Annotated in this window: 17 protein-coding genes; 11 read left to right on the forward strand and 6 right to left on the reverse strand. The window is 73.0% G+C overall.

Annotated elements, in window-relative coordinates; genetic code table 11:
• The first annotated feature begins 294 nt into the window (after window positions 1–294).
• Window positions 295–1,473, forward strand: coding sequence for an ADP-forming succinate--CoA ligase subunit beta (gene sucC / locus ACICHK_RS24470; RefSeq protein WP_406838563.1), 1,179 nt, complete (start codon window positions 295–297; stop codon window positions 1,471–1,473).
• 21 nt (window positions 1,474–1,494) lie between these two features.
• Complete coding sequence (sucD, locus tag ACICHK_RS24475) at window positions 1,495–2,379, forward strand: succinate--CoA ligase subunit alpha (RefSeq protein WP_103552813.1); 885 nt, start codon at window positions 1,495–1,497, stop codon at window positions 2,377–2,379.
• 133 nt (window positions 2,380–2,512) lie between these two features.
• Here the strand turns inward: sucD and ACICHK_RS24480 are convergent, their stop codons facing one another.
• Entirely contained in the window at window positions 2,513–3,721 is a 1,209-nt protein-coding gene (locus tag ACICHK_RS24480) for a sigma factor-like helix-turn-helix DNA-binding protein (protein WP_406841303.1), read from the reverse strand.
• Between the two features lie 108 nt (window positions 3,722–3,829).
• Between ACICHK_RS24480 and ACICHK_RS24485 the strand changes: the two genes are divergently transcribed.
• Window positions 3,830–5,707, forward strand: coding sequence for a DUF6350 family protein (locus tag ACICHK_RS24485; protein WP_406838564.1), 1,878 nt, complete (start codon window positions 3,830–3,832; stop codon window positions 5,705–5,707).
• A gap of 48 nt (window positions 5,708–5,755) precedes the next feature.
• Here ACICHK_RS24485 and ACICHK_RS24490 read toward each other — a convergent pair whose 3' ends face one another.
• Entirely contained in the window at window positions 5,756–6,619 is an 864-nt protein-coding gene (locus ACICHK_RS24490) for a hypothetical protein (protein WP_406838565.1), read from the reverse strand.
• Window positions 6,620–7,090: 471 nt separating this feature from the next.
• Here ACICHK_RS24490 and purN point away from each other — a divergent pair, with 471 nt between their 5' ends.
• Window positions 7,091–7,711, forward strand: coding sequence for a phosphoribosylglycinamide formyltransferase (gene purN, locus ACICHK_RS24495; protein ID WP_406838566.1), 621 nt, complete (start codon window positions 7,091–7,093; stop codon window positions 7,709–7,711).
• A complete protein-coding gene (gene purH / locus ACICHK_RS24500; RefSeq protein WP_406838567.1) occupies window positions 7,708–9,297 on the forward strand; it encodes a bifunctional phosphoribosylaminoimidazolecarboxamide formyltransferase/IMP cyclohydrolase in 1,590 nt (529 codons plus the stop codon). The genes purN and purH overlap by 4 nt, the downstream gene beginning before the upstream one ends.
• Before the next feature lie 105 nt (window positions 9,298–9,402).
• Here the strand turns inward: purH and ACICHK_RS24505 are convergent, their stop codons facing one another.
• On the reverse strand, window positions 9,403–10,038 hold the full coding sequence (locus ACICHK_RS24505) for a hypothetical protein (protein WP_406838568.1): 636 nt from the start codon (window positions 10,036–10,038) through the stop codon (window positions 9,403–9,405).
• 313 nt (window positions 10,039–10,351) lie between these two features.
• On the opposite strand from ACICHK_RS24505, the gene ACICHK_RS24510 reads away from it, so the two are divergent.
• The 5 genes from ACICHK_RS24510 (at window position 10,352) to ACICHK_RS24530 (ending at window position 16,227) form a co-directional block, all read left to right on the forward strand.
• Window positions 10,352–11,206 (forward strand): bifunctional methylenetetrahydrofolate dehydrogenase/methenyltetrahydrofolate cyclohydrolase, encoded by an 855-nt coding sequence (locus ACICHK_RS24510; protein ID WP_103552807.1) that lies wholly within the window; start codon window positions 10,352–10,354, stop codon window positions 11,204–11,206.
• Window positions 11,207–11,567: 361 nt separating this feature from the next.
• Window positions 11,568–12,005: a DUF3017 domain-containing protein gene (locus ACICHK_RS24515; RefSeq protein ID WP_406841304.1), complete on the forward strand. Its 438-nt coding sequence runs from the start codon at window positions 11,568–11,570 to the stop codon at window positions 12,003–12,005.
• A 398-nt stretch (window positions 12,006–12,403) separates the two neighbouring features.
• Window positions 12,404–13,270 carry a DUF2690 domain-containing protein gene (locus tag ACICHK_RS24520; RefSeq protein ID WP_406838569.1) on the forward strand — a complete coding sequence of 289 codons (867 nt, stop codon included), beginning with the start codon at window positions 12,404–12,406 and terminating at the stop codon, window positions 13,268–13,270.
• A 701-nt stretch (window positions 13,271–13,971) separates the two neighbouring features.
• Window positions 13,972–14,961 carry a malate dehydrogenase gene (locus tag ACICHK_RS24525; RefSeq protein WP_406838570.1) on the forward strand — a complete coding sequence of 330 codons (990 nt, stop codon included), beginning with the start codon at window positions 13,972–13,974 and terminating at the stop codon, window positions 14,959–14,961.
• A 270-nt stretch (window positions 14,962–15,231) separates the two neighbouring features.
• Complete coding sequence (locus ACICHK_RS24530; RefSeq protein WP_406838571.1) at window positions 15,232–16,227, forward strand: hypothetical protein; 996 nt, start codon at window positions 15,232–15,234, stop codon at window positions 16,225–16,227.
• On the opposite strand, the gene ACICHK_RS24535 is transcribed toward ACICHK_RS24530, so the two are convergent.
• Window positions 16,224–16,967 (reverse strand): isocitrate lyase/phosphoenolpyruvate mutase family protein, encoded by a 744-nt coding sequence (locus ACICHK_RS24535; protein WP_406838572.1) that lies wholly within the window; start codon window positions 16,965–16,967, stop codon window positions 16,224–16,226. The genes ACICHK_RS24530 and ACICHK_RS24535 overlap by 4 nt on opposite strands.
• Complete coding sequence (locus tag ACICHK_RS24540; protein ID WP_151469141.1) at window positions 16,964–17,497, reverse strand: carboxymuconolactone decarboxylase family protein; 534 nt, start codon at window positions 17,495–17,497, stop codon at window positions 16,964–16,966. The genes ACICHK_RS24535 and ACICHK_RS24540 overlap by 4 nt, the downstream gene beginning before the upstream one ends.
• A 47-nt stretch (window positions 17,498–17,544) precedes the next feature.
• Between ACICHK_RS24540 and ACICHK_RS24545 the strand changes: the two genes are divergently transcribed.
• Window positions 17,545–18,936, forward strand: a complete 1,392-nt coding sequence (locus ACICHK_RS24545; RefSeq protein WP_406838573.1) for a PLP-dependent aminotransferase family protein — start codon at window positions 17,545–17,547, stop codon at window positions 18,934–18,936.
• A 25-nt stretch (window positions 18,937–18,961) separates the two neighbouring features.
• Here ACICHK_RS24545 and ACICHK_RS24550 read toward each other — a convergent pair whose 3' ends face one another.
• Window positions 18,962–19,828 (reverse strand): hypothetical protein, encoded by an 867-nt coding sequence (locus ACICHK_RS24550; protein WP_406841305.1) that lies wholly within the window; start codon window positions 19,826–19,828, stop codon window positions 18,962–18,964.
• Between the last annotated feature and the right edge of the window lie 50 nt (window positions 19,829–19,878).

Consider the following 19,878-nt stretch of genomic DNA (forward strand, 5'->3'; position numbering starts at 1 on the left):
GCCGGGGGGCGAGACCGGCCGTGCGGGGCCCTCAGTGGCTGCTCAGGGGGCCTCACGGGGCGACCCCCGGCCTGGTGAGGGCCGGTCCGGGGCCCGTTCTGTGACAGGTATCACCGCTGTGGTGTGAGCTGCGATTTAGGGTCCCGTGCCCCACGGCGATAACCTGCGAGACGGACATGCCGCGCGCTCGGACACCGTGTGCGCCACCCTTGTGACAAGCGGACGTCACGTTGCCCTTCGCGGCACGCCCACGCATCCAACGAACCGCGAGATCACTGATAGGGACGGACGCGCGTGGACCTGTTCGAGTACCAGGCGAGGGACCTCTTCGCCAAGCACGGTGTACCGGTGCTGGCCGGTGAAGTCATCGACACGCCTGAGGCGGCCCGCGAGGCGACCGAGCGTCTTGGCGGCAAGTCCGTCGTCAAGGCCCAGGTGAAGGTCGGTGGCCGCGGCAAGGCCGGCGGTGTCAAGCTCGCCGCCACCCCGGACGAGGCCGTCGCCCGCGCGACGGACATCCTCGGCATGGACATCAAGGGCCACACGGTCCACAAGGTGATGATCGCCGAGACCGCTCCGGAGATCCTGGAGGAGTACTACGTCTCCTTCCTCCTGGACCGCACCAACCGCACCTTCCTCTCCATCGCGTCCGTCGAGGGCGGCATGGAGATCGAGGAGGTGGCGGCCACCCGCCCCGAGGCCGTCGCCAAGACGCCGATCGACGCCAACGAGGGTGTCACCCCGGAGAAGGCCCGCGAGATCGTCGCGGCCGCGAAGTTCCCGGCCGAGGTCGCCGACCAGATCGCCGACATCCTGGTGACGCTGTGGGACACCTTCATCAAGGAGGACGCCCTCCTGGTCGAGGTCAACCCGCTGGCGAAGGTCGCCTCCGGCGCCGTCATCGCCCTCGACGGCAAGGTGTCGCTGGACGAGAACGCCGAGTTCCGCCAGCCCGGCCACGAGGAGCTCGTCGACCACGCGGCCGCCAACCCCCTCGAGGCCGCCGCCAAGGCCAAGAACCTCAACTACGTCAAGCTCGACGGCGAGGTCGGCATCATCGGCAACGGCGCGGGTCTCGTCATGAGCACCCTCGACGTCGTCGCCTACGCCGGTGAGAACCACGGTGGCGTCAAGCCCGCCAACTTCCTCGACATCGGCGGCGGCGCCTCCGCCGCGGTCATGGCGAACGGCCTGGAGATCATCCTCGGCGACCCGGACGTCAAGTCCGTCTTCGTCAACGTCTTCGGTGGCATCACCGCCTGCGACGAGGTCGCCAACGGCATCGTCCAGGCGCTCCAGCTGCTCGCCGACAAGGGCGAGGAAGTCACCAAGCCGCTGGTCGTGCGTCTGGACGGCAACAACGCCGAGCTGGGTCGCCAGATCCTGTCGGACGCCAACCACCCGCTGGTCCAGCGCGTGGACACCATGGACGGCGCGGCCGACAAGGCCGCCGAGCTCGCGGCTGCGAAGTAAGGGACGAGGGACTAAACAGCCATGGCTATCTTCCTCAACAAGGACAGCAAGGTCATCGTCCAGGGCATGACCGGTGCCACGGGCATGAAGCACACCAAGCTCATGCTGGCCGACGGCACGAACATCGTCGGTGGCGTGAACCCGCGCAAGGCGGGCACGTCCGTCGACATCGACGGCACCGAGATCCCCGTCTTCGGCACGGTCGCCGAGGCCATGGAGAAGACCGGCGCCAACGTGTCCGTCCTCTTCGTGCCGCCGGCCTTCGCCAAGGCCGCCGTCGTCGAGGCGATCGACGCGGAGATCCCCCTCGCGGTCGTCATCACCGAGGGCATCGCCGTCCACGACTCGGCCGCGTTCTACGCGTACGCCGTGGCGCAGGGCAACAAGACCCGCATCATCGGCCCGAACTGCCCCGGTCTCATCACCCCGGGCCAGTCCAACGCCGGCATCATCCCGGGCGACATCACGAAGCCGGGCCGCATCGGCCTGGTCTCGAAGTCCGGCACGCTGACGTACCAGATGATGTACGAGCTCCGTGACATCGGCTTCTCGTCCGCCGTCGGCATCGGTGGCGACCCGGTCATCGGCACGACGCACATCGACGCGCTCGCCGCGTTCGAGGCCGACCCCGACACCGACCTGATCGTCATGATCGGCGAGATCGGCGGCGACGCCGAGGAGCGCGCGGCCGACTTCATCAAGGCCAACGTGACGAAGCCGGTCGTCGGCTACGTCGCCGGCTTCACCGCGCCCGAGGGCAAGACCATGGGCCACGCCGGCGCCATCGTCTCCGGCTCCTCCGGCACGGCCGCCGCCAAGAAGGAGGCCCTCGAGGCCGCGGGCGTCAAGGTCGGCAAGACGCCGACCGAGACGGCCAAGCTGGCGCGCGAGATCCTCGCCGGCTGAGCCGACGCTCGACCGAACGCCGGTGGGCCCGCACCCTTTCGGGGGCGCGGGCCCACCGGCGTTCCATGTCTCCGGAGTTCCCGATTCCCGGAGTTCCGGGTTCCCTGGTCCGGACGGCAGCGGCTCTCCGGCGTCAGCGGCCTTCCGGGACCAGCCGTTCCGGGCCCCTCATCTCCTGGGACCTCAGCCGGGCGCGCAGTCTCAGCTCCGCCGCGGAGAGCGGCCCGGGGGCGACCCGGGGCGGCAGACCGCGGACGGTCTCCGCGGGCGCGAGGGGCTCCTCGTAGTGGTCCGGGGCCGTGCCCATGGTCAGGACGGTCACCCCGATCAGCAGGGCCGTGAAGGCGATCGCCGCCCGGGTCCACTGCTGGGCCCGGCGCTCGCCGTACCAGCGGACCGTGCGGGGCTTCGCCGCGCGCAGCCGCTCCGCGCTCGCGAGTTCGGCGAGCCGCCGGTGCAGGTCCTCCGGCGAGGCGAGCTCCGGCAGCCGTGCGACGAGGGCCTCGCGCGCGTGCAGCACCCGGTTGGCCGCCGCGGGCGTGCTCGCCTCCGTCTCCGCCGCGGTCTCCGGCAGCCCGAGCCCCACGCCGTCGTACAGCAGCAGGGTGCGCCGGTACACGGGCGGCAGTTCGAGGAGCGCGTCGAGCAGGGCGCGGTCGTCGGCTCCGGAGGGCGGTGCCTCCGGGTGGCGGTGACGCGGGCGCAGCCGGTGCCAGGGGGAGAGGGCGTACTCGTAGGCCGTCGCGCGCACCCATCCGGCCGGGTCGGGGTCCACGGCCACCTCGGGCCAGCGGTACCAGGCCTGCTGGAACGCCCGTTCCACGGACTCGCGGGCCAGTTCGCGCCGCCCGGTCAGCAGATAGGCCTGTCGTACGAGGGCGGGGGCGCAGAACGCGTAGAGCGCGTCGAAGGCCTGAGCGGGTGTCAGCGGTGGCTCCGGGAGGCCGGAGTCCCCGTCCCCGACGAGCAGCCGCTCCTCGGCGGGAGGTGCCCCGGCCCTGTTCCGCCCGGGCCGCCCCCCGGCTCGGACGGAACGGTTCTTTCCCGTCCCCGTCCCCGTCCCTGTCTCCGTCCCCGCTCCCACTCCCACCAGCTCGGGGGTGATGTACTCCTGAAGGGTGTTCATCTCCGTCCGGGCGAGAGCCGGATCGGTCATGAGCAGCCTCGTGTACGCGTCCCGCATTCGGCCGCGCGGGGTCGAACGGCCGCTCTCCCACGAGCGCACCGTCGCGCGGCTGACGCCGAGCCGGGTGGCCACGTCGGTCTGGGTCAGCGACCGGTTCTCGCGCAGACGCCGACGCTCCTTGGGCGTCGGCAGCGGGGCGGCGGGGCTCTGCGTCAGGTCGGGTTCCACAGAGTGCCCTTTCGTACGAAAAAGTACATAACTGCATATTGAGCGACACATCCGGGGTTCGCCCGTTACGACGGGAAAGCGTGTGTCGTTGGGAGCATGAGGGTCGTGACCCACATCACCGACCGCAGGCTCTCGTTGTCGCACCTGTTCACCCGGATGCGCGGCCGATCCCCCGGACTGGCCGCGAGCCTCCTGGGCGGCGCCCTCGCCGCGGGGCTCGGCCTCGCCTCGTTCGCCGTCCTCGTCATGGCGCTGTGGATCGGTTCGCCGTACCCGGACACGGGACCGGACGGAGCGCTGCACGTCGCCGCCGCGCTCTGGCTGCTCGCCCACGGCGTGGAGCTGATCCGCACCGACACCCTGTCAGGCCTGCCGATGCCGGTGGGCGTGACACCGCTCCTCCTGCTCGTCCTCCCGGTGTGGCTGCTGCACCGGGCCGCGCGGGAGGCGGCCGACGTCACGTCGGGGGCGTCGCCGCGCACCGCGTGGGCCGGTGTCGTGGCCGGCTATCTCCTCGCCGGCTGGGCCGCCGCGCTGTACGCCTCGGGCGGGACGCTGCGCCCCTCCTGGGCCTGGGCCGCGGTCTGCCTCCCGCTCCTCGCGGTGATCGCCGCGGGAGCGGGGGTCTGGACGGCGTACGGGCGCCCGTGGGGGCCGAGGCTGCCGCGGGGGAAGCGGGCCGTGAAGGCGCTCCCACCCGCGGGAGGGGGGCCGGTCTCCGCCGTACGCCGTCTCGTCGCCGCCGACGACCGGGTGCTCGGCGGTGCGGCGCGGGCCGCCGCGGCCGGGGCCGCGGTCCTCGTCGGGGGCGGGGCCCTGCTCGTGACGGCGTCGCTCGTGTGGCACGGGGACGCGGCCCGCGCCTCGTTCGTCCAGCTCACCGGGGTGTGGTCGGGCCGGCTCGCCGTACTGCTGCTGTGCCTGGTGCTGGTGCCGAACGCGGCGGTGTGGGGGGCGGCGTACGGGCTGGGGCCCGGTGTCGTCCTGAGCGCGGGGCACGTCGCCGGTCCGCTGACTGCGGCCGCCGCGGGGACGCGCGCGTCCGACGATCCGCTCCCCGCGCTCCCGCTGCTCGCGGCGCTGCCGCGGGCCGGGTCCGGAGAGCCGTCGGCCTGGCTGAGCGGGCTGGTGCCGCTGGCCGCCGGGGTGGCGGTGGCGTGGTTCGCGGTGAGGGCGGGGGCCGCGCGGGCGACCACGGGCCGGGAGGAGCCCTGGCCGCTCGGGCGGACGGTGCTCGTCGTCTCGATCGCCGCCGGATGGTGCGGCATCGCGCTCGGCGTGCTCGCCGGGCTGGCCGGGGGGCCGCTGGGGGTCCACGCCCTGGCCCATTTCGGGCCGGTGTGGTGGCAGGTGGGGCCCGCGGCGGCGGTGTGGACGGCGGTCGTCGGGATTCCCGTCGCGGTGGCCGTGGCCGGGTGGAGGGACCGGGGGCGCGCGGCGGCCGGGAGCACGGGTGCCCGCCGGGGCGCGCGGGGAACCGGGTGGACCCCGTGGCTGCGGACGCGCGCCCGGACGCCGTGGCGCGGGGGCTTCTCCTCGCCGCCGGTGCCGACGCCGGTTCCGCTCCAGGGGACGCGGTCCGCCGCCGGCCGGACCGGTCCCGAGGTGCTGGAGTCCGTCGTCGACAGCTTCGACCCGTACGAGGCCTACGACCCCGACGACTCCTACGACCCCTTCGAGCCGTACGACCTGCTGCCCGGGGAGGCCCCGGCGGGCGCCTGGTACGGGGACCTGCCGATGGAGACCCGCCGGGAGGCCCTGAGGAAGGCGGGCGCCCCTTCCGGGCCCGAGGACCGGGAGGACGGGGAGGACCGGGGAGGCCCCGGAGAAGAGGGGAACTCCGGCGACCCGGAACACCGGAACGGTCCGGAGCACGGGGAGACGCCCGGGAAACCCGACGGGCCGGGGCCGTGGACGGAGGGCGGGACGGAGGGCCGGGGCCCGGACACCCCGGGAGACGGTTCGCCCTACTGATGACCCGTACCGGCCCCGCCCTGGACCGACCCGGGCGGGGGCGGGTCGTCAGTCGTGGTTGCCCAGCAGCCCGCGCAGGTCCTTCGGGAGAAGGTCGTTGCAGGACTGCTTCGCGGCGTTCGTCAGGGCGTCGTCCGTGCAGGAGTAGTAGTCGCTGTAGACGAGGTGGGCGGTGAAGACCCCGGCGACCAGCACGATGGCCAGCGACGCGGTGACGATGCCGCTCACCGCCGCCGTCAGCTGCGGGCGGGCGTTCGGATCGGGCGCCGGGGCGTCCGGGTCCGGCGTCCGCGTCCGGGAACGCAGCGCGCTGCCGCCCCAGTACAGGGCGAGCGCGCCGAGCAGCAGGGCCACGTACGGCCAGCCGAAGAGGACGAAGAAGAACGCCCACATGCCGGAGAGCAGCGCGTAACGGGCGCGGCGCTGGGCCGGGTCCGTGGGGTCCCAACGCATGCCCCCGCCGGGCGTGCCGCCGGGGCCCTCGGGACCGCCTTGTCCCTGCCCCTGCCCCTGCGGCGCGCCCGGCCGGTCGCCGAAGCCGCCGCCGCTGGAGGGACCGGGCTGCCGGTCGCTCCACTGGCTGCCCCACGGGGAGTATCCGGGGCCCTGCTGTCCGTCCCCGCCGTTCTCGCCGGAGCCCTGTCCGGGCCGGCGCGGCTGCCAGGGCCGGTCGGGGGTTCCCTCCGGCGGCGGCGCGAACGGATTGTCGTCCTGGCCGGAGGGGGGAGTACCGGGCGCGTCGGGGCCCTGCTCGCCCGAGGAGCCCCCGTTTCCACCCGCCGAGCCGCCGTCGTTCCCGTCCGTGGAGCCGGGACCGCCGGTGGAGCCGTCCCCGCCGGGCCTCGGCGGGGTGGAGGAAGGGCGCCGCTCGCGCAGCAGGAGCGGAGGGAGTCGGAGACTGCGGTCCGGCATCAGGTGAGTGTCTTCCCCTTGGTGGTTCTAACAGGCGTCGTGTTCACACGGTTTCGCGCTCGCGACGCGTGCCCCGGGCCGGTCCTCCCGGGCTGACGCCTCGGGCCGGTCCGCCCCGGACCGACGCCCCGAGCTTCGCACTCCGGACTCGCGCCCCGAGCTTCGTGTCCCCGGGCACGCGCTCCGGATGGCTCCGGGGCCCGTGCCGCAGGTGGTGCCGGGGTCACGCCCCGGACATTCGTTCTCGTCCCAGGTCAACGTCCCGCGCGCACAGGGCGTTCCCCGCGCCGGGGGCGTTCCCGGGTGGATCCTCCCCAGACGCTACCTTCCGGCCTCGCCCCCGTCCCGTGGGGGCCGCCCGGTGTGCCGGTATCGTTGCTGACGGTCGGCCGCTTCGTAGACTTCCCCGTATCCCGGGGCGCGAAGCATTCGTACGACCGTACAAATGCTCCCCCGAGAAAGGGCCCCCTCGTGGCCAAGACCAAGCGCCTCGTCGTGCTGGTCTCCGGATCAGGTACGAATCTGCAGGCCCTGCTCGACGCCGTCGCGGAGGCGGGACCCGCGGCCTACGGTGCCGAGATCGTGGCCGTCGGCGCCGACCGGGACGACATCGAGGGGCTCGCGCGGGCCGAGCGCGCCGGACTCCCGACCTTCGTGTGCAAGGTCAAGGACCACGCCGGCCGGGACGACTGGGACCGGGCGCTCGCCGAGGCGACCGCCGCGTACGAGCCCGACCTCGTCGTGTCCGCCGGGTTCATGAAGATCGTGGGCAAGGAGTTCCTCGCCCGGTTCGGCGGACGGTTCGTCAACACCCATCCCGCGCTGCTGCCCAGTTTTCCCGGTGCCCACGGCGTCCGTGACGCGCTCGCGTACGGAGCCCGGGTCACCGGCTGCACCGTCCACTTCGTCGACGACGGCGTCGACACCGGACCGATCATCGCCCAGGGCGTGGTCGAGGTCCGGGACGAGGACGACGAGAGCGCTCTGCACGAGCGCATCAAGGAAGTCGAGCGAAGGCTGCTCGTCGATGTCGTGGGGCGGCTCGCCCGCAACGGCTATCGCATTGAGGGACGAAAGGTAGTTATCCAGTGACCGCCGACAGCACAGTCACGGCCGAGAGCACCGAGGGCACCAAGCGGGTCATCCGGCGCGCGCTCGTCAGCGTGTACGACAAGACCGGCCTCGAGGAGCTGGCCCGCGGGCTGCACGCCGCCGGCGTCGAGCTCGTCTCCACCGGTTCCACCGCCGCGAAGATCGCCGCGGCCGGCGTGCCCGTCACCAAGGTGGAGGAGCTGACCGGCTTCCCCGAGTGCCTGGACGGCCGGGTCAAGACCCTGCACCCCAAGGTCCACGCCGGCATCCTCGCCGACCTGCGTCTCCAGAGCCACCGCGAGCAGCTCGCCGAGCTCGGCGTCGAGCCGTTCGACCTGGTCGTCGTCAACCTCTACCCGTTCCGGGAGACGGTCGCCTCCGGGGCCACCCCCGACGAGTGCGTCGAGCAGATCGACATCGGCGGCCCCTCGATGGTCCGTGCCGCGGCCAAGAACCACCCCTCGGTCGCCGTCGTCACCAGCCCCGCCCGCTACGGCGACGTCCTCACCGCCGTCCAGGCCGGCGGCTTCGACCTGCGCACCCGCAAGCGGCTCGCCGCCGAGGCCTTCCAGCACACGGCCGCGTACGACGTCGCCGTCGCCTCCTGGTTCGCCTCCGACTACGCGCCCGTCGACGACTCCCAGTTCCCCGACTTCCTCGGCGCCACCTGGGAGCGCGCGCACACCCTGCGCTACGGCGAGAACCCGCACCAGCCCGCCGCCCTCTACACCTCCGGCACGGGTGGTCTCGCCGAGGCCGAGCAGCTGCACGGCAAGGAGATGTCGTACAACAACTACACGGACACGGACGCCGCGCGCCGTGCCGCGTACGACCACGAGGACCCCTGCGTCGCGATCATCAAGCACGCCAACCCGTGCGGGATCGCCGTCGCCTCGAACGTCGCCGAGGCGCACCGCAAGGCGCACGCCTGCGACCCGCTGTCCGCGTTCGGCGGTGTGATCGCGGTCAACCGGCCGGTCACCAAGGAGATGGCCGAGCAGGTCGCGGAGATCTTCACCGAGGTCATCGTCGCGCCCGAGTACGAGGACGGCGCCCTCGAGGCCCTCACCAAGAAGAAGAACATCCGCGTGCTGCGGGCCCACAACGCCCCGGCCGACCCGGTCGAGATCAAGCCCGTCGACGGCGGCGCGCTGCTCCAGGTCACCGACCGGCTCCAGGCCCCGGGCGACAACCCGGCGACCTGGACGCTGGCGACCGGCGACGCCCTGAGTGAGGGTGAGCTCGACGAGCTGGCCTTCGCCTGGCGCGCCTGCCGCGCGGTGAAGTCCAACGCGATCCTGCTCGCCAAGGACGGCGCCTCGGTCGGCGTCGGCATGGGCCAGGTCAACCGTGTCGACTCCGCGAAGCTCGCGGTCGAGCGGGCCGGCGCCGAGCGCGCCCGTGGCTCCTACGCCGCCTCGGACGCGTTCTTCCCGTTCCCCGACGGCCTGGAGATCCTCGCCGACGCGGGCGTCAAGGCCGTGGTCCAGCCGGGCGGTTCGGTCCGTGACGAGCTGGTCGTGGAGGCCGCGAAGAAGGCCAGCATCACCATGTACTTCACCGGTACGCGGCACTTCTTCCACTGATCCGGCGGTGAGCCGGTCCGGCGGTGAGCCGGTCCGGCAGGAAACGTGAGGGCCGTGTCCCCCCGGTACGGGGTGGGACACGGCCCTCGGCGCGAGGCGGAACGTTCAGTAGCGGGGACGGTTGAACCACGCGGAGCCGGACGGGGCGATCATCGCCGCCGCCATCACACCGCCGAAGCCGATCCACAGCAGCGCGAACACCAGCGACGCCGAGGAGCCGACGTCCGCCGCGTTGATCAGGCCGAGGAAGCCCAGCAGGGAGCCCAGGATGCCGTAGACCATGGTGGTGATCCGGATGCCCTGGCCGCCTCTGGTGAACTTGACCCCCAGCGTGATCGACAGGGCCGAGAGACCGAGGAAGATCAGCGCGATCACGAAGATGATGCCCGCGGAGGCGTGGCCGATGTCGGACAGGCCGTTGTCGCCGAAGGTGTCCTCGCCCGCGTTGGACGCGTCGTTGATCGTCGCGGCGCCGAAGATGGCGAAGATGCCGATCAGGATCTGGACGCCCGCCACGATGTAGAGCAGCACGCGCGCGGTGACCATCAGGCCCGGCATGGTCTGCGGCATCATGTTGCCGCCCGGGTAGCCGGGGTACGCGGGCTGCTGCGGGTAGCCGTAGCCCTGCGGGGGGATGTTCGGCGGGGCCTGCGGGTAGCCGTAGCCCGGGGCTCCCGGCGGGGCGGCGGGAGGCTGTTGCGGCGGCGGGCCGTAGGGGTTGTTCGGGTCGCCGAAACTCATGGCGGGTTTCCTCCGTTGCCTTGTGCGGGGACTACGCGCGGCACGGTTCGGAGGAATTTCTACAGAGCGGTCCGTCCCCCCGGTACTGCCCGCGGCACTGTATGCGCTCATCGTTCTTTAGCACACTCTTACTTGTCCAGCGGCATTCCGTATGTGTTGCCCAAGTGCAACATGAGTGATCATGGCCGGATACGGGTGAATCGGGTGCTCGGCGGCTGTCGGGAGGTGGCTGGAAGGCCGTTCCGGGGTCGTTCCGGGGCCGGGGCGGACCCGGATTGGAACCTGGGCCGCGTCATCCGGGAGGATGGGGGGCATGACCGCCCAGATTCTCGATGGCAAGGCCACCGCAGCCGCGATCAAGTCCGACCTGACCGTCCGCGTGGCGGCCCTGAAGGAGAAGGGCGTCACGCCCGGCCTCGGGACAGTCCTGGTCGGGGACGACCCCGGAAGCCAGAAGTACGTCGCGGGCAAGCACCGCGACTGTGCCCAGGTCGGCATCGCCTCCATCCAGCGCGAACTGCCCGCGACCGCCACACAGGAAGAGATCGAGGCGGTGGTCCGCGAGCTGAACGAGGACCCCGCCTGCACCGGCTACATCGTCCAGCTGCCGCTCCCCAAGGGCATCGACGAGAACCGCATCCTGGAACTGATGGACCCGGACAAGGACGCGGACGGCCTGCACCCGATGAACCTCGGGCGTCTCGTCCTCAACGAGCCCGCCCCGCTGCCCTGCACCCCCAACGGCGTCCTCACGCTCCTGCGCCGCTACGGCGTGGAGATCAAGGGGGCCGAGGTCGTGGTCGTCGGCCGCGGTGTGACCATCGGGCGCCCGATGCCGCTGCTGCTGACCCGGCGCAGCGAGAACGCCACGGTCACCCAGTGCCACACCGGCACCCGTGACCTCTCCGCGCACCTCAAGCGCGCCGACATCATCATCGCCGCCGCCGGTTCCGCGCACCTCATCAGGGCCGAGGACGTGAAGCCGGGCGCCGCCGTCCTCGACGTCGGTGTCTCGCGCAGCGCCGAGGGCAAGATCGTCGGCGATGTCCACCCGGACGTCGCCGAGGTCGCCGCCTGGATCTCCCCGAACCCGGGCGGGGTCGGCCCGATGACCCGTGCCCAGCTGCTCGTCAACGTGGTGGAAGCGGCGGAGCGCAGTGTCGGCTGACGGCGGCACCGGCAACACCGGCGAGTCCGGGGCTGGCGCGGCGCGTGGCGCCGAGTCGGCCGTGCGGGAGGCGGAGAGCGCTCTGCGTGACGCCGTCACCGGGGTGCGTGCCTCGGCCTCCGAGTCCGCGGGGGCCGCCGCTTCCGCGGGGTCGGGATCGAGGTCGCGGTCGGGTTCGGGTTCGAGTTCGGGTTTGGGTTCGGAGGGTGGTTCCGTGGCGCGGGGTTCTGACGGCCGGGGGGCCGGGGCCGCTGTGCGGACCGAGGGCGAGACCGAGGGTGAGGACGGGGCCGAGGTCGAGGTCCAGGCCGGCGCCGAGGCTGAGGCCGTCTCCGAGGCCGAGGGTGATCCGGCGGACGGGGTGACCGTCCGGGACGCGATCAGCGCGCCCGACGCCCAGGGCAAGCCGCGGCGCACCACGCGGCGCTTCCCGCTGTTCACGCGGGACACGGCACGGCCCGAGGGCGGTGGCCGGGCCGCGCCCGGGGACGCCCCGGCGCCCGCGCGTCAGTGGCCCATCCTCACCGTGCTGTCCGCCGTCGCGCTCGGTCTGCTGCTCACCGCGTTCGACGCGTTCCGCGTCGGCACGATCCTGATCGGCGCCGCGCTGCTGGCGGGTGCCCTGATGCGATGGATGCTGCCCAGTGTCGGCATGCTCGCGGTCCGCTCCCGCTTCACGGACATGCTCACCTACAGCGTCCTGGGCCTCGCCATCGTGGTGCTCGCGCTGATGGCCCAGCCCGGTCCGTGGCTGGAGATTCCTTTCCTCGACGACACCCTGCACTTCACGGTCCGCTGAACCGCGGCAGGCTCGTCCGTATGTGCCGGCATGTGCCGACGGCCCGTCCTCTCCTTCGGGGAGGGCGGGTCTTTCGTTCTCCCCTGACATCTGGGTTCGGGTTCGGGTTCGGGTTCGGGAACGACGGCGGCCCGTCCTCTCCCCCGAGTCAAGGACGGGCCGCGATCGGGCGAGTGTTCCGCCCGAGGTCAACCCTTGTGCACGGGAACGCGCTGTTCAACAGTCCGCGGTCCGCTGTGGCACGGAAGTGACCATTCCGGCACGGTGTGCGCGCTGTGTGACGGGAACCGTTCAACTCGAGCCCGTGAAGCGGTCGTTGCCGTCCCTTCCCCTTCCCCGCCGCTCTCCCGTCCGTGCCGGTGGAACACTGGACCGTGGTTCGGAGAAGTGGGGAGAGAATGCCTCGTCGGAAGGCTTTGCCGGATGAACTCGACCCCAGGGTCAAGGAGTTCGTCGATCAGCTGCGACTGCTCGTCGACCGGAGCGGGCTGAGCGTCGCGGACGTGGCCGACCGTACGGGGTACGGCAGGACGTCCTGGGAGCGCTACCTGAACGGTCTGCTGCTCGCGCCCAAGGGGGCGGTCGTCGCGCTGGCCGAGGTGACCGGGGTCGGTCCCGGGCATCTGGTGACGATGTGGGAGCTGGCCGAGCGTGCCTGGAGCCGGTCGGAGACGCGTCACGACACGACGATGGAGGCGATACGGATCTCCCGGGCGCGGGCCGCGCTGGGGGAGTTCGGGCCGCCCCCGGGGGAGGGCTCCGCGCGGCGGAGGCGGCAGAGGCGGCGGCTGACGATGTCGCTCGCCGGTGCCGTGGGGGTCCTGGTGGTCGTCGCGGCCGCGGTCTGGTTCACCCAGGGTGGGGAGAAGGGGGACGCGGGCGGTACGCCGAAGACGCCGGTGGCCTCCCCCAGTGCTCGGCCCGATCTGCCGCCCGGGGTGAAGTGCGTCGGGGCCTCGTGCGTCGGGAAGGACCCCGAGGGCATGGGCTGCAGCGGTCGACTGGCCGAGACGGTGACCAGCGTGACGGTGGGGACCACGCTGGTGGAGGTGCGGTACAGCGAGACGTGCGGGACGGCTTGGGCCCGTGCCACGCGGGCCGTGGCGGGCGACCGGGTCGAGGTGTCGGTGGGAGCCGCGGCGAAGCGGACGGCTGTGGTGGGGACGGACGCGAACACGTACACGCCGATGGTCGTGGTGAAGGGCCCTGGTGAGGCGCGGGCCTGTGTGGCGCTGAAGTCCGGTCAGAAGGGGTGCACCGCTTAGTGGGTTCGGTGCCGGTGCCGTGCCGGTGCCGTCGCGGGTGCGGTGCGCCGGCCGTCGCGGGTGCGGTGCCGGTTCGGTGGTGGGTCGGGGCCGTGCCGGTGCATCAGCCCGTCGCTGTCGGGTGAGGAGTGGGCGTCGGTGGCGACGGGCATCGATGTACCGGCACGGCCCCTTCCGCCGGATCCCGGCCGCGGGTGCGATGTGGTTGGGGCGCAGCCCCTCATCGGCGTGGTTTTCAGCCCCTCCGGCGTTTGAGGAGCGGAGCCCCAGGGGCGGGAAGGGCAGGGGCGGAGGGGGCGAAGAGGCGCTTGTGGGTGGGGGAGCCGGAAAAACTTCGGGTTCGGGGGATTGAGGTGGTTCTGAGGGGGCAGGCGGACCGTACCCCCATGGGATCCGGTGCTGTCGGGAAGGGGGGAGATCCCTTCCCCGAACCCCCCGGTACCCCCTTTGGCGGTCGCCGAGTTCACCCTCTCCCGAGCCCGGCGACCGCCTGTCCGGGGGATCTGCGGGAGATCTGTGGGGTGGGCCACACGGACCCTGACGTCCGGCGTCCCGGATGCGCGATAGCCTGACGGCGGATCTCTCTTGACGCCGAGAGATCGATCATCGGGACCTTTGATCGATCATTGCGGTGGTTGCACGGGACGATCCTGCACCCGGGGCAGGGACGCCCCACCGCCAGCTGTCATACGGAGAACGCCATGACTCGCACTCCCGTGAACGTCACCGTCACCGGCGCGGCCGGCCAGATCGGTTACGCCCTGCTCTTCCGCATCGCCTCCGGCCAGTTGCTCGGCGCGGACGTGCCGGTCAAGCTGCGCCTCCTGGAGATCACGCCGGCGCTGAAGGCCGCCGAGGGCACCGCCATGGAGCTCGACGACTGCGCCTTCCCGCTCCTTCAGGGCATCGACATCACGGACGACCCGAACGTCGCCTTCGACGGCGCCAACGTCGCCCTCCTGGTGGGCGCCCGTCCGCGCACCGCGGGCATGGAGCGCGGTGACCTGCTCTCCGCCAACGGCGGCATCTTCAAGCCGCAGGGCAAGGCCATCAACGACAACGCCGCGGACGACATCAAGGTCCTCGTCGTCGGCAACCCGGCCAACACCAACGCGCTCATCGCGCAGGCCGCCGCTCCGGACGTACCGGCCGAGCGCTTCACCGCCATGACCCGCCTCGACCACAACCGCGCGCTGACCCAGCTCGCGAAGAAGACGGGCACCACGGTCGCCGACATCAAGCGGCTGACCATCTGGGGCAACCACTCCGCCACCCAGTACCCCGACATCTTCCACGCCTCGGTCGCCGGCAAGAACGCCGCCGAGGTCGTGAACGACGAGAAGTGGCTGGCCGAGGACTTCATCCCGACCGTCGCCAAGCGCGGTGCCGCCATCATCGAGGCCCGCGGTGCCTCGTCGGCCGCCTCCGCCGCCAACGCCGCCATCGACCACGTGTACACCTGGGTCAACGGCACCGCCGAGGGCGACTGGACCTCCATGGGCATCCCGTCGGACGGTTCGTACGGTGTGCCGGAGGGTCTCATCTCCTCCTTCCCCGTCACCACGAAGGACGGCCGGTACGAGATCGTCCAGGGCCTGGACATCAACGAGTTCTCCCGTGCCCGCATCGACGCCTCCGTGCAGGAGCTCACGGAGGAGCGCGAGGCGGTCCGTGCCCTCGGCCTGATCTGATCCGACGCGGTACGCACCGATGCCCGGGCGGTGGTCACCGCCCGGGCATCGGTGCGTTCGGGGTCGGTGGTTCACCCGTTCCCGGCCGTCGTGAAGGAGGCGTACGGAAAGTACGTATCGAACGTGTGTGCTTTGTCGCCATAAAGAGGGGTGCCGATGGCGGAATCCTCACTATCGTCGTCCCGTACGGTCCGTCAGGGGGCGGGGGCGCGGCAGGGGTTCGGCGGGGAGCACGCCGGGATCGGGCCGACGGGGAGCGGGGGTGACGGGGTGGCGCAGCGATGGGACGCGGACCGTCGGCAATGGGTCGACGACGGTACGGGCCTGACGGACGGTGGGGTCCAGGACGGGGTGGACGCCGGCGGCGCTCCGCCGGCCGGGGACCAGCAGTGGTGGGCGGCCGCCACCCAGGCGGGTCCGCTGCGGCCCGGCGCCCATCCGCCCGCGGGTTCCGTGCCGCCGCCACCACCGCAATGGGCCCCGTCCCAGCAGCAGGCCCAGGCCGCCTGGTCGCACCAGCAGTCACAGCCGCAGACGTGGCCCGGCGGTGTCGTGCCGCCCGGGGGCGGTCAGGCGCGGGGGGTCGGTGACCCGCGGCGGCTGCTCCTGGTGATCGTGGCCGTGGCCGTTCTGGCGGGCGGGGTGGGCGGCGGGCTGTGGGCTTTGACCCGGGGTGACTCGGCGAGACATCCGGAGGCGCACACGTCCGGCCCCTCGGTGACCGCCACGACGACACGGCCCGACGCGGCCCCGGGCACCTCGAACACCTCCGGCGGCGAGGGCGCGTACACCGCCCCGGCCGTGACCACCGCCCCGGCGCCGTCGCCCGGGTACAGCCGCTCGGTCGATCCGCTCGGCTACACCGTGGACGTGCCGGACGGCTGGGCGCGCGAGGAGACACAGGGCAAGCTGGCGCCCGTCGTCACGTACACGGCCCCCGGCGGCGACCGCAGACTCATGGTGTTCGAGGTCAAGGAGACCTCCGTGACGGAATCCTCGGCGCAGGCCCAGTCCATCGCGGAGGGGTTCCGGGGCTACCAGTACCTGGACCGGCGGAGCGGCACCGACTGGACGGAGTTCAGCTACCGCTACGACAGCAAGCAGTACGGGACCACCCAGACCGTCGACCACCGCTTCCAGGCCGCCGACGGCATGTCGTACGCCGTCATCGTGTACTCGCCGCCGGGCACCGACATGACCGAGCAGCTCATGACGGCCGTGAACTCCTTCTGCCCGGCCGGCGCCGACTGCGCGAACCGCCCCTAACGCAGCTTCGCCGCCAGGTCCGCCAGCGTCCCGGCCGCCCGGCGCTGCAGCCCGGGGCCGAACGTGACCCGGGTGGCGCCCAGTTCGCCCAGCTCGGCCGGGGACGCCCCGTCGAGGCGGGCGAGCGCGTTCAGGGGGCCCTGGACGCCGGACCGCAGGAGCGGGAGCGCCTCGGCCGGGGCTCCGATCGGATACACGCAGTCCGCCCCCGCGGAGACGTACAGCGCGGCCCGACCGACGGCCTGCCCGGGGTCACCGTCCCCGTGGACGAACACGTCGGTGCGGGCGTTCACGAAGAGCCGGTCCGCCGCGGCGCTCCGCACTTCGGCCAGCCAGTCGGCGTGCCGGGACGCGTCCTTGAGCACCCCGCCCTCGGAGTCCTCGAGGTTGCAGCCCACGACCCCCGCCTCCAGCAGCCGTTCCACCAGCTCCCGGGGCGCCAGCCCGTAGCCGTCCTCGACGTCCGCCGACACCGGTACGTCGACCGCCCGGGCGATCCGCGCGACGGCGGCGAACATCTCGGCGGCGGGCGTCCTCCCGTCCGCGTACCCCAGCGAGGCGGCCACCCCGGCGCTGGGCGTGGCGAGCGCGGGGAACCCCGCGTCCGCGAACACCCGGGCGCTCGCCGCGTCCCAGGGCCCGGGCAGCACCAGCGGATCGCCCGGCGGGCGTCCGTGGTGCAGGGCCCGGAACCGGTCGGCCTTGTCCGGTGCGGTGCGCCGCCCGTCCACGGACGTCACTTGTGTCCGCCCGGCCGGTAGTGGCCGGGAACCATGCGGCAGGTCACGGCGAACCGGTTCCAGGCGTTGATCACCGTGATCGAGGCGATGAGCCGGGCCAGGTCGGCCTCCTCGAAGTGCCGGGCCGCGCGCTCGTACACCTCGTCCGGCACGAAACCTTCCGTGATCACGGTGACGGCCTCGGTCAGCTCGATCGCCGCGATCTCCTTCTCCGTGTAGAAGTGCCGCGACTCCTCCCACGCGCTCAGCTGGATGATCCGCTCCACGCTCTCGCCCGCCGCGAGCGCGTCCTTGGTGTGCATGTCCAGGCAGAACGCGCAGTGGTTGAGCTGCGAGGCGCGGATCTTCACCAGTTCGAGGAGCACGGGGTCCACCCCCTGCCGGGCCGCCGCGTCGAGCCTGACCATCGCCTTGTAGACGTCGGGGACGAGCTCGGCCCAGGACAGCCGGGGCGCGTGCTCGGGCGCGTACCGCGTGGCGGGGGCATCGGGTGTCGTGGCGGGGCGCGTGGTCGTGTCCTGTGTCGTCATGTGATCGACCCTATGAGGGAAGTAGTCCAGGGGTATGGTCCATTTCCATGGGGAAAACATGGGCCACTCTGGGGGTCGACCTCCATGTCGAGCCGACCGGGTCCGGCATCCGCAAGGGGCTGACGGAGGCGCTGCGCGAGGCCGTCCGCGGTGGCCGGCTGGCCCCCGGGACCCGTCTCCCGTCCTCCCGCTCGCTCGCCGCCGACCTCGGCGTCGCCCGCAACACGGTCGCCGAGTCCTACGCCGACCTCGTCGCCGAGGGCTGGCTCACCGCACGCCAGGGCTCGGGCACGCGGGTGGCCGAGCGGAGCGTCGTACGACCGGCGCGGGAGGCGGCGCCACCCCGCCGCGAACCGGCCCGGCCCGCCTACGACCTCGTGCCCGGACGCCCCGACCTCGCGTCCTTCCCGCGGGCCGCCTGGCTCAAGGCGGCCCGCCGCGCCCTGACCCGCGCCCCGCACGAGGCCTTCGGCTACGGCGATCCGCGCGGCCGCCCCGAACTGCGCACCGCCCTGGCGGGCTATCTCTCCCGTGCCCGGGGCGTCCGCGCCGACCCGGAGCGCATCGTGGTCTGCTCCGGCTTCTCGGACGGCCTCACGCTGCTCGGCGCGGTCCTGCGCCGACGGGGGCTCCGCTCGGTCGCCGTGGAGTCGTACGGGCTCGACGCGCACTGGAACCTCCTGCACCGGTCGGGTCTGCGCACGAGCCCCCTGCCGTTCGACGGGCTCGGCACCGACACGCGCGACATGACGGGCGCGCGAGCCGTGCTCCTCACCCCCGCCCACCAGTTCCCGATGGGCGTGCCGCTGCACCCGGACCGCCGGGCCGCCGTCGTCGCCTGGGCCCGCCGGACCGGCGGGCTCGTCCTGGACGACGACTACGACGGCGAGTTCCGCTACGACCGGCAGCCCGTCGGCGCGCTGCAGGGCCTGGACCCCGACCACGTGGTCCACCTGGGCACCGCCAGCAAGTCCCTGGCCCCCGCGCTGCGCCTCGGCTGGCTGGTCCTGCCGCCGTCGCTCGTGGACGAGGTGGTCTCCCTGAAGGGGGAGGGCGGCTGGTCCACCGGGGCGCTGGACCAGCTGACCCTGGCGGAGTTCATCACCTCCGGCGCCTACGACCGCCACGTCCGCGCCGCCCGGCTGCGCTACCGGCGCCGCCGGGACGCCCTCGTCGCGGCCCTCGCCGCCCGCGCCCCGGACGTGCACGCCACCGGCATCGCCGCCGGGCTGCACGCCGTGCTCCGGCTCCCGCCCGGCACCGAGGGGCCGGTCGTCCAGGCCGCCGCCTTCCAGGGGCTGGCCGTCCACGGGCTCTCCCGCCACCGCCATCCGGACGCGGTCGTCCCGCACCGGGACGCCCTGGTCGTCGGCTACGGAACCCCGCCGGACCACGCCTGGTCGGGCGCCCTGGACGCGCTGTGCCGGGCACTTCCCTGAAGGGGGCCCGCCCGCGGGGCGGGCCCTACGCCTGCTGTTCCTCCTCGGCCCCCGCGGGCGCGGACGTCTCCGCACCCGGCGCCTCCCCGAACCGCGCCAGCGCCAGGGCCCCCGCCACCGCCACCGCGAAACCGAGCACCGCCAGCCAGGCCAGCCCCTCGCGCGTGCGGTCGCCCAGCCACACCACCCCCACCAGCGCGGGCCCGATGGTCTCCCCGATGACGAGACCGGCGGTGGCCGTGGTCACCGAACCCCGTTCCAGCGCCGTGGTGAGCAGCAGGAACGCGGCGCCGCCACCGATCAGCAGCGCGTACGTCGCCGGATTGGCCAGCAGCGTCCCCGGATCGAGGTCGGCGATCAGCCGCACCGCCACCTCGACCACCCCGAAGCCGAACCCGGACCCGAGGCCCAGCGCGAGCGCCCGCCCCCGGTCGGGCAGCCGTCCGCCGACGAGCGCCAGCACCAGAACGGCCACGGACGTCCCGAGCATCGCGTACTTCAGTGCCAGGGATCCCGTGCGGTCGCCCTCCGGCCCGGACGCGAGCGCCAGCATCGCGAGTCCGCCGCACACCACCGCCACCGCGCCCCACTCGACCCGGCTCAGCCGCACGTGGAGCAGCCGCGAGGCGACCACCGCGGTGACGGCCAGGCTCGCGGCGAGGGCCGCGCCGACCGCGTAGATCGGGATCGAGCGCAGCGCGACGATCTGCAGCAGGAACCCGGCCCCGTCGAGGCCCAGTCCCGCCAGATAGCGCCACTGCCGCAGCGCCCGCAGCAGCAGTGCCGCCGCGCCGCCGACGCCGCCGCCCGCCCCGCCGGCGGCCCGTGCGGCCATCGCCTGCAGGACCGTCGCCGTACCGAAACAGACCGAGGCACCGAGGGCACACACCATTCCAAAGAGCACGAAGCGACTGTAGGGGACGGTGCGTCGTGGGGGGCCGT

Origin of the sequence: Streptomyces sp. AHU1, assembly GCF_045343905.1 — a bacterium.
Classification (GTDB): domain Bacteria; phylum Actinomycetota; class Actinomycetes; order Streptomycetales; family Streptomycetaceae; genus Streptomyces; species Streptomyces triticiradicis.